Below are 9,872 nucleotides of genomic sequence, written 5' to 3' on the forward strand. Positions count from 1 at the left end.
GAGTGTAACTATCTTCCCTCACTTACACCTATATTTGCAAAGGTGAGATGCTCCCTTTGAACTAATTGTTTGTGATGACGGTTCTAGCGATGGAACACCTGAGTTAATGTCACAGTACACAGACCAACGGATTAAATATATTCGTCATTCGCAAAATATTGGTAAAAGTAATAATATGCGCTCTGGCTTTGATGCTGCCAGTGGTGAATATTTTATTAAATTTGATGATGATGATCGGCTAACACCAGATTTCCTCGCAAGTACTGCACCTATTCTTGCTCAAAACCCTAGCATTGATTTTGTTGGTACAGACCATTGGATAATTGATATTGATAATCTGAGGGATGAGGCAAAAACTCAAGAAAATTCTCATCGCTGGGGTAGAAAAAATTTACCAGCAGGTGTTGTAGATAATTTATTAGAAGTTGTATTTATTCACCAAAGTTTTCAAGTTGGGGCGACATTATTTCGCCGCAAAACGTTGGTAGAATTAGGATTTATGTTGCCCAATATACAAAATTGTGAGGATAATGATTTATTTGTGCGGCTGGCTTTGGCTGGAAAAAAGGGTTATTATTTACCAGAATTATTGATGGAATATCGATGCCATGCAGAGCAGCAAGGTATCAATCGAGCTATTCCTTATCTATATGATAAAATCAAATATTTAGAAAGTTATAAATTTGAGTCAGAAAAACTAGAAAAAACTAGGCGAAATCGTTTAATGGAAACGCAATTATTATTAGGTTTGCGTTTAATTGAAAAGGGGGAAACGCAAAAAGGTAGAGAGCTAGTTTTAGCAGGAAAGTCTTTTTCAACTCCTAAATCTTGGATTGGTTTAGGATTATCGCTGTTACCAGTTGGGTTGCGAGTTAAGGCATTTGATGCACTGCGACAGATGCGAGGTTAGGAAATAGCTCAATGCTTCACCCAGAAACACAGGGAAAGACCGCAAAAGGGTTGGCGAAGCTACCTATTTTGTGGAATAGTTGGGGTAGGTTGGTACGTAGAGTTGGATCTTAGTTGACTAATTAGGAAGAATGTACCAAGAGTTAAGGCTATAGATACAACTGCGATCGCTAAAGAGTTAGTCTTCCAAAAGCTTAGTTTTCCTTGTGTATAAGCTTTATTAGCTATAATTACTTCCCGCCTAGCTTCTTCTAAAATTGATTGGAGAGCATTTATCTGCTCATCTTCTAGTTCTGTATATCTATCTTGTCTAAAAGCATTTTCTAGAATTTTTACCTTTTCCTCAGAAGATACTTGAGCAAGTTCTCTTTTGACAACTTCATAAGGATTAGTTTGTTTTACAGGTTGTGAGGATGGAGTTTGAGGGTTTGCTTGAAAATCTTGCTGATGAAATTTCTCCAGTTTCTCATGCTTGATGGGTTCTGAGGATTGATTTGACAGAGTTGGTGGTTGAATCGGAGTATCTTGTCGAATTTCTTTTTTGGTAAAACTGTAGACGTTATTTTGGGTTACAGGTTTTGATGATTGGTTTTGAGGTGTTTGTGGTTGAGTTGGGATATGCTGATTATTACCTATTTCATGTGTTTTCAATGACCATTTATACTCACTATCTTGCACAACTATATTCTTTAATGAAGAATACAAGTAATGGTTGACTTCCCGTCTTTCAACTCCTAGCATCTCAGCAATCTTTACTGCTCTTATGGGAGTGCCACGTTTTAAGATTTCAAAAATTTTAGATTCCAGACTATCCATAATTAGCCCCGAATTATTCTTGCGACTCAGATGTAACTAACTTTTAAATAAACAAGATACGTGACCAGCTATCAACAATATCTACCATTTTATCGCTGCTTATACCTTTAATCTGTTTTTTGCCACTGGTAATTTTTACTCTTGCTAATATATCTTTCAAAGATTCAAAGTTTTTCTTTTTACGTTCTTTTTCTAAACTTTCAGCAACCTGAACAGCTTTTTTATCAGTAAAACCAGCAGTTCTTAATCTGAAGGTCAGTTCTAATAAACTTAAAGTATTGAATGCTTCTAAAGGTGTAATCTGTTTGGGTATCTGACTTTCAATCAACTTGAGAGTTTCGTATAGTTTCTGTCTTTCTTGCCTCTCTTGCGCCAGTTCTGATCTTAAATCATTAATTTGCTTTTCCAATAAATTAAAATCATTATTTTTTGAAATAGATTCTGAATTATTTGTTTTAATTGGAGTTTGAATTTCTGGTTTATTATCAGAAGCTAATTCCCTGAATGCAGCTACTTGCTTAAATATCTCATCCTCATTCTTAGGGGAAATTACAAAGGCATTTACCATTTCGCATTGTCGAGGATTTTTTTCTCTTGCTCTAACAGCAGCATAATATTCAAAGTACCCATCAACTACTGTATAAGTCTCTAAACCTGTAGTTTTCAAAACTAATGGTCTGATAATTCCCCCACTTTCTATAATCATATCGGCAAGGCTATTTAAAGCATCGTTTGAAAAATTGGATGCAGGCACATCACAACTAATATTTTTTACATCTACAGTATAAAATTTCATTATTAATTAACTCCTATTTCTTCTAAAACTTCTTTAGCTAACATCTCAAATTCCATAGCAGATTGTTGAGCAGTAATTTTTGATTCTGCATATTTGATAACTGATTTTGGATCTGGATATTCTAAATCTCCTACCATTATAGAATTATTCATGCATTCAGAAAGAGAGGTTCTATCATAAATAACAGCTTCCATCAAAGGTAAATTATAGCGCTCAGATATGACGCTTCTTTGTCTGGGGAAAGTGTACTGCAAAAATTTGGAGTTAGTTGAAATTTTAGAAGCTAGAACACCTATTATATTAATAGGTGTTCTCCCCATCATTTCTTTGTACTCATTAATTTCATTAACAAAATTTTTTACTGTTGGTAAACCTTGATTTGCAAATGGTTTTAAATCTGAAGGAATTATCAAATAATCAGAAGCAATTAATGCAACTTGAGCATAATAGTCTCTTGAGGGAGGAGTATCAATGATTACAATATCGTAATTTGTTTCTACAGGTTTAAGTTTGGAAATCAGTCTACTTCTACTTACTGCTATTAGATTTAGTTGATCTTGTTTCTGAATTAAATTAATGTGTGATGGAACCACGTCTATCTCTGGATTATTAAAATAATGAGATTGACGCATAATTTCTGGTATAAAATTGAAATCTGATGATTCTAATAAACAAGATACATTTTGTTCACGTAAATCATCTTCTTCATCAAATTGAAATTTAATTAATCCTGTCGCAAAAGTAGTATTTGCCTGAGAATCTATATCAATCAAAAGTACTCTTTTACCTTTTTTACGTAATGCTGCTGCAAGATTGACTGCAACAGTAGTCTTTCCAACGCCGCCTTTATTATGGTAGATTGCAATCGTTTTCATTGAATGTTGTCTCTTTATTTCAAAATTTAAATTATTTTCAGCTATTTGAACTTCTACTTTATCTACAAACTGTCCTTCTTTTAGACTTTCTCTACCAATTAAACTTTGAATTTTATCTAACTTAGCTTCAACTTCGTTTCCAGGACACTGAAATAATAGTTGAATATCGTATTGCAATTTTTGATAAATTCTAATCTCTTTGCCGTTAGTCAACAATCCATATCTGACATTCAGACTGGTTAAATAATGCCTGAGTCGGGGGACATGATTATTTAAGTTTTGTTTGGGATGCTTTGCCTCCATGACGACACTCAGCGGTGAGTTGGCATCTAAGACAAAGGGAATCACTTGTGCAGCAAATGCTAAGAAATCTAAGCGGATGCTACCAACGGCAACCTCTTGATGCCAGGTGTCAGGAGTATAACCTAGCTGCGGTAGCAAATATTGCACTATGAGTTTGCTTTCAACTTCGCTTTCGTTACGGCACAGCTCAGGATTAAAAGGCAATATTTTTCTACCTCGAAATAATTATTGGACTTGGGATAAAACCTGATATTTGCTAGATTATGGCATAGCCTTAATTAAGTCGAGTGATATAAATCACTTAAAAAATATAAAAAGCCAGCATGAAATTAGTACTTTTACTGGTAAAATAACAATTTTTTAGAGCTAGCCATATTCAAAATTAACAGGCTACGCATGTATTTCTCCATTAATCCTGTAAATCGATAGAATCAAAGTGTTTACCTATTTGCGCTAAAGGTTTTGGCTACTGTATCTTGTCCCCACTGCCATCAACTCGTTGATAGTCAAGCTATTAGTTGTCCCTATTGCCGGACAACACTCAAAGCTTACGGTCATCCCGGTATTCCATTGCACCGCGCCACTGGGGACGGGTATCTGTGCGACACCTGCACCTATCACGCTGATGATACTTGCAATTTTCCTCAGCGTCCCTACGCCAAAGACTGTACCCTCTACCAAAATATTGAAGAGACAAAGTTGGAGTTGAAACAGCAGCGTTACACTAACAGTTTTGGAATAACTGTAAAAAGTTGGGTAAAACAGAATCAGGCTTTGCTGTTACTTTTGGGTTTATTATTGGTCTGTTTGTTCTTCAGTCTAGTAACTTAGGAACGTGAATTAAATAAAATGCAAAACTTCATCTTGTCTCTAGCCTCCCTCTCCTTTATAAGGCTACGGTGTACACACAAGTCCTAAAAACCCAGCTTGATAAGACTTTCCTCGTTCCTATACAGAGTATGGGAATGCATTCATTGAGTCTCTGACTCAATATTTAACTAGAGGCAGACCCTCTAATCAGCATTCCCATGCAGAGCATAGGAATGAGGAAACAATGTCCATTTCCGGTAGCAAATCAAATTATAAGTTCGTTACAACAATTGTTACAATCACTTAAACGTTTCTTATATATGGAGGAGTATTTGTTGCAAAGTATTAAACATTTGCTGCAACGGCTTATATGTTTGTAAGAAAAACTTAAACGTTTCTTATATATGGAGAAGTATTTGTTGCAAAGCATTAAGCATTTGCTGCAACGGCTTATATGTTTGCAGGAAATACTTAAACGTTTCTTATATATGAAGGAGTATTTGTTGCAAAGCATTAAACATTTGCTGCAACTGGTTATATATTTGTAAGAAATATTTAAGCGTTTCTGATGAATCAAGCAACGTTAGCTGCAAACGTTTAAATTGGAAATATAGACATAGATTGGATTACGGCTTTAGCCTAACGCACCATGTTATCTAGTGATACGTTAGGCGCTCCTATCAAATTTGTCGTGACAAATCATCTCAAAATTAGATTACAACGAGATATGCCCGATCGCTAACCTTCAAGTTGTGGTGATTTTGGATGCTTCTGCAATAGGTTCAAGTTGTATCGGTGGCGCTTTTTCTTCAAAGGCGGCTAAGTCGAACCAAAAAGTTGTGCCAATGCCGACTTCACTCACAAGATGGACTTTACTACGATGTCTGTCGATGATATTTCTGACAATCGATAAACCTAAACCCGTGCCTTCTAGGGTGTGAACTCGGTTTTCTACACGGAAAAAGCGTTCAAAAATTGAGTGTTGATCTTCTGTGGCGATGCCAATTCCAGTATCGGAGATTTCAATCCGCACTGGAGGAGATTGGGTATGACTGGGTTTAAAATCTAGTTGGTAGGCGCGGATTGCTACTTTACCACCGGCTGTGGTGAATTTTAGAGCATTACCAATCAGGTTGCCAAATACTTGTACTAACAGATCATAATTACCCAATACCAAGGGCAAATTAGGAGCAACTTCTTGAATGAGTTCAACACCTTTATCTTTGGCATTGAGTTGGTAAGTACGCAGTGTTTGCTCGATCGCTTGGGCTAAATCTACGCCATCGAAGCTGTAGTTGCGGCCAGATTCGAGTTTTGACAAATCCAAAACATCGTTAACTAGGCGGGTTAGGCGATCGGTTTCATGGTTTACAGTTTGCAGAAACTCTTGCCGTTCTTGTAAAGCTAAATCTTCGCCGTAGTCGTGCAGGGTTTCAATATAGGTTTTGATGTTGAATAGAGGGGTTCGCAGTTCGTGAGAAACGTTGCTGATAAATTGACTTTTTGCCTCGTTTAATTCCACCTCGCGGGTTATATCTTGGACAGTAATCGCAATACCTTTGATACTTTCTCTTTGCAAATTCAGTACTGTAGTCAAGAGAATGCGAATCGTCCGCGGCGTAGGTTGGTTAATAAAAATCCGAAATTCGGCGCTTTCGCATTCGCCTGCTGCCATTTCGTACAAAGGGCGAGTGATTTCCATTTGTACTGCTGGGGGCAAGTGATGCAAGACATTGCAGCCTACTACATTAGCGGCTTCCCAGCCAAAAATTCGCTCTGCTGTGGGGTTGACTAAAATCACCTGCATGTTGTTATCAATCAACACAGCACCATCTGCGATCGTTGAAACTAGGGTTTCTAGCTTGGCTTTTTCTGCGGTCAGTTCCTCAATATTCTGTTCTTCATAGCGCTCTAATCGCTCTCCCATTTCATTAAAGCTTAAAATTAATTCCCCTAGTTCGCCGCCTAAAGGTAAATCAATGCGCTGCTTGAAATTTCCGGTGGCAATTTGCTTCACCCCCACCAGCAGTTCTTTAATGGGCTTAGTGATGGTCAAAGCGTTAATCACTCCTGCCAAAATCACCATTACCCAAATCGTGATAAAAACCGCGATCGTGACATCGCGGGTAAAATTGGTGGAAATGACAGCAGTCTGATTGGGGTTAATACCGATCGCTAATACACCTAAGTATTTTTGATTGACGATCAGAGGAATAAATACATCGGTGACTATTCCATCTGGGGTTGTATGTTGCCGCACCATCGGCTTTTCATCATCACCAGGGTAATCTTCTGGCAGTTGTATCCGCCGTTTAATGGTAAGAGAGTTTTCTACCTCCGCTTCCCAAAAAGGAATGCCGAAAAAGATTTCCCCGGTTTCATCAGCGTAAAGCATATAACGCACACTAGAGGTGCTGCTGTAGAAGCGTTGGGAAAATTGAGCAACCTCAGTCAGATTATTGTCAGCGACTAGGGGAGCAACGTTAGCAGCAAGTAGCAGTCCCAAATCACGGCCGAAGCGGGTGTCATTCATCCGCGCATCCTGCTGAATTGTATTCACAGCCCAGAAAGTCAGGCCACTCATCACTAACGAAACTACCATTGTGGCCACAGCCAGCAATTTGGTCTGGAGTGTGAACTCTGACCACCAACTAGCGATCGCATGTCGAATTGTTTTTAACAGACTTAGCATCTTAAATAAAGTTGTTAATAGTCTTTGTTATAAAGCCCAACAACTAAAAAATTAACAGTTAATTTGACAAACATGTTAGGGGACAGAGACATGAGGGAGCGCAAGGGGTATACCTAGTTAAGGTAGTCTTAACGAATTTACCTCATTTCAGCCATCGGAATTGATATCCACTTGAGGATTAACGCGTTAAACTCATTTCTGTGACTATTGGTTATGCACAGATGAGCAGTCTAACAAAAATCCAACCTGTCGTGATTTTGAGCTAGTTGTCTGGCTCAGGTTGGGACTTCCAACTAAAAAAATAATCAATCGTTTTGGAAGGCAGGGGGAGCAGGGGAAGCAGGGGAGGCAGGGGGAGAAAAAATTGGATAGTCACGTTGGATGCAGGAATTGAGTAATTTAATTCTTAGATGTCCCTAAGAGATTCAAACCAATGCGTCACCGCTACGATGCTACTGCAAAATCTGTATACTGCCGCATCTTAGGCTCATGGAATGCCAACACTATATCTTCCTTGGCAACACCTGCACGAACTAGGTCTGTTGCGATCCCATTTTCCGTCCAATCTTCCTCAATCCAAAATTTGCAATCTCGAATCCGAACGTAGACGGTCATATCAGTAATGCGTTCGCCATTTTGCCAACCAAGGTTCATCCAAATATAGTGACCCTTTGGGTCATCGATAATCAAAAATGTTTCCATGTCTTGGTTAGGACGACGGTTACATAGTTCTATATACTCTGTTAGGATACGCTTAATTATTTTGGGATACTCAGTTAATTTATCCATCTAAACTTCCGGGGTACTCCCGCCAAACTTTGTTGTGGCGGGATGGGGGATAGGACTGGCTGATGGAAATCAGTGCCAGCCTTAAAGCTGACATCAGATTGAATACTTATGGAGTTTCCCTCTGTTTTACGCTGACTACTCTATGCCCAATATCTCTCCGGTAATATATGCCCTCAAACTGAATATGTTTGATACCTGCGTATGCTTGGGCGATCGCTTGCTCAAAATTTTCTCCGATTCCAGTCACATTTAATACTCGGCCCCCATCTGTGATTACTTCTTGTTGATGGTTCAATTTCGTACCTGCATGAAATACAGTTACTCCTATTGCCTCTGCCTGCTCAATGCCAGTAATCACCTGGCCTTTCTCATATTCTCCTGGATAACCACCGGAAGCGGCAACTACAGTAGCAGATGCTCCCCCTTTCCAAGCAATGGGAGGCAATTCACTTAATCGCTGCTGTACACAGGCTAGAATCAACTCTTCTAGGGGTGTTTCTAATAGTGGCAAAATTACCTGGGTTTCGGGATCGCCAAAGCGACAGTTAAATTCTAGAACTTTTAAGTCGCCATCGGGTGCAATCATTAATCCAGCATAAAGTACGCCTCGGTAATCAATGCCTTTGGCTCTTAAAGTGGCGATCGCTCTTTCTAAAACTTCTGTTTGAATGCGTGCCATCAACTCTGGCGTAGCGATGGGTGCTGGGCTGTATGCTCCCATTCCCCCAGTATTTTCCCCTGTATCACCCTCACCAATCCGCTTATGGTCTTGAGCCGGCAACAAGGGTCTAATCGTTAATCCATCCGTTAGTGCTAAAACTGACACCTCTTGCCCAATCAAACATTCTTCAATGACGACAAATTCACCAGCACTACCAAATTGCCCCTGAAAAATTGCATCAACGGCGTTTTCTGCCTGTTCAAGTGTTTCAGCTACCGTTACACCCTTACCAGCCGCCAAGCCATCAGCTTTGACAACAATTGGCGCTCCCTGAGATTTGACATAAGATTTTGCTGCTGTCACCTCCGTAAATACCGCAGATCGTGCCGTCGGAATTCCTGCTTCTTGCATCAGGGCTTTTGCCCAAGCTTTACTCGCCTCAATTTGCGCTCCTGCTCTGACAGGGCCAAATACCATCAATCCTTTTTCTTGAAGGTAATCTGTGATTCCCTTCGCCAAAGGCACTTCTGGCCCAACTATCACCAGAGTTATGCCATTTTTTAGAGCATATCGGCTTATGCCCTCAAAATCATCTACTGCCAGAGGCAAGTTCTGACAACGTTCCATATTTGCTGTGCCCCCATTCCCTGGTACACAGATAACTTGCTCGATTTGCTTAGATTGCAACAGTTTCCATGCCAGAGCGTGTTCGCGCCCTCCATTACCTACGACTAAAACTTTCACTTATTTCCTCGTGCGTTCCTTGCGAAGCGAGAATACTTTAGCGACTCTCGCGGATCAATTTTTTCATCAATTCTCACACTTGTGCAAGTATCTTGTTTTTTAATATATAGACATAAACTAATATAGTTATGCAATCAAATTCATTCTACTATGCATATAGCAATCCTAAATGAGATTGTGAAATTAGTCGTGGAGTCCAGGCAATAGGCAATAGACTTTTTTCACGAATGATTTATGATTGCTATATCTAACTTTAATTATTTCGTTCTGCTTACCTGTTTTAGTTATTGAATTTCAACTGTATGTCTTCTGCGAATTAAATTTTACTGATTAGTAAAATCATAATTATTAGTGATATAAATTACCAAATATAGGATTATTATTTTATTTTGAAAAGACTCAGCCTACATTGACCTGTGTTCGCAATCCTAAATGAGTTGTGAAAATCGAGAGACTCAGATCCCCGACTTCTCAAAG

Annotated in this window: 7 protein-coding genes and 1 pseudogene; 2 read left to right on the forward strand and 6 right to left on the reverse strand. The window is 39.0% G+C overall.

Translation table 11 applies throughout. From position 1 onward, the window contains the following. Positions 1-55: 55 nt before the first annotated feature. A pseudogene (locus VB740_RS34060) lies at positions 56-910 on the forward strand (glycosyltransferase); the annotation flags it as partial. 59 nt (positions 911-969) lie between these two features. Here the strand turns inward: VB740_RS34060 and VB740_RS34065 are convergent. The 3 genes from VB740_RS34065 to VB740_RS34075 are packed head-to-tail and all read right to left on the reverse strand — an operon-like array spanning position 970 to position 3,903. Continuing rightward, positions 970-1,725 carry a hypothetical protein gene (locus tag VB740_RS34065; RefSeq protein ID WP_323204233.1) on the reverse strand — a complete coding sequence of 252 codons (756 nt, stop codon included), beginning with the start codon at positions 1,723-1,725 and terminating at the stop codon, positions 970-972. 43 nt (positions 1,726-1,768) lie between these two features. Then, positions 1,769-2,521, reverse strand: a complete 753-nt coding sequence (locus VB740_RS34070) for a chromosome partitioning protein ParB (protein ID WP_323204234.1) — start codon at positions 2,519-2,521, stop codon at positions 1,769-1,771. Between the two features lie 2 nt (positions 2,522-2,523). Beyond that, complete coding sequence (locus tag VB740_RS34075) at positions 2,524-3,903, reverse strand: AAA family ATPase (protein WP_323204235.1); 1,380 nt, start codon at positions 3,901-3,903, stop codon at positions 2,524-2,526. A 258-nt stretch (positions 3,904-4,161) separates the two neighbouring features. Here VB740_RS34075 and VB740_RS34080 point away from each other — a divergent pair, with 258 nt between their 5' ends. Beyond that, entirely contained in the window at positions 4,162-4,530 is a 369-nt protein-coding gene (locus VB740_RS34080; RefSeq protein ID WP_323204236.1) for a zinc ribbon domain-containing protein, read from the forward strand. A gap of 724 nt (positions 4,531-5,254) precedes the next feature. Here the strand turns inward: VB740_RS34080 and nblS are convergent. The 3 genes from nblS to purD all read right to left on the reverse strand — a co-directional run bounded on the left by nblS (position 5,255) and on the right by purD (position 9,395). Then, positions 5,255-7,201 carry a two-component system sensor histidine kinase NblS gene (nblS, locus tag VB740_RS34085; protein ID WP_323204237.1) on the reverse strand — a complete coding sequence of 649 codons (1,947 nt, stop codon included), beginning with the start codon at positions 7,199-7,201 and terminating at the stop codon, positions 5,255-5,257. 444 nt (positions 7,202-7,645) lie between these two features. Then, complete coding sequence (locus VB740_RS34090; RefSeq protein ID WP_323204238.1) at positions 7,646-7,990, reverse strand: XisI protein; 345 nt, start codon at positions 7,988-7,990, stop codon at positions 7,646-7,648. 106 nt (positions 7,991-8,096) lie between these two features. Further along, positions 8,097-9,395 carry a phosphoribosylamine--glycine ligase gene (gene purD, locus VB740_RS34095; protein ID WP_323204239.1) on the reverse strand — a complete coding sequence of 433 codons (1,299 nt, stop codon included), beginning with the start codon at positions 9,393-9,395 and terminating at the stop codon, positions 8,097-8,099. Between the last annotated feature and the right edge of the window lie 477 nt (positions 9,396-9,872).

The organism is Nostoc sp. UHCC 0251 (assembly GCF_034932245.1).
In the GTDB taxonomy this organism is placed as follows: domain Bacteria; phylum Cyanobacteriota; class Cyanobacteriia; order Cyanobacteriales; family Nostocaceae; genus Nostoc.

What these genes read in the sequence shown, in the direction of transcription:
- VB740_RS34065 (WP_323204233.1), bottom strand. Translation starts at nt 1,725, where the DNA reads ATGGATAGTCTGGAATCTAAAATTTTTGAAATCTTAAAACGTGGCACT.
- VB740_RS34070 (WP_323204234.1), bottom strand. Translation starts at nt 2,521, where the DNA reads ATGAAATTTTATACTGTAGATGTAAAAAATATTAGTTGTGATGTGCCT.
- nblS (WP_323204237.1), bottom strand. Translation starts at nt 7,201, where the DNA reads ATGCTAAGTCTGTTAAAAACAATTCGACATGCGATCGCTAGTTGGTGG.
- VB740_RS34090 (WP_323204238.1), bottom strand. Translation starts at nt 7,990, where the DNA reads ATGGATAAATTAACTGAGTATCCCAAAATAATTAAGCGTATCCTAACA.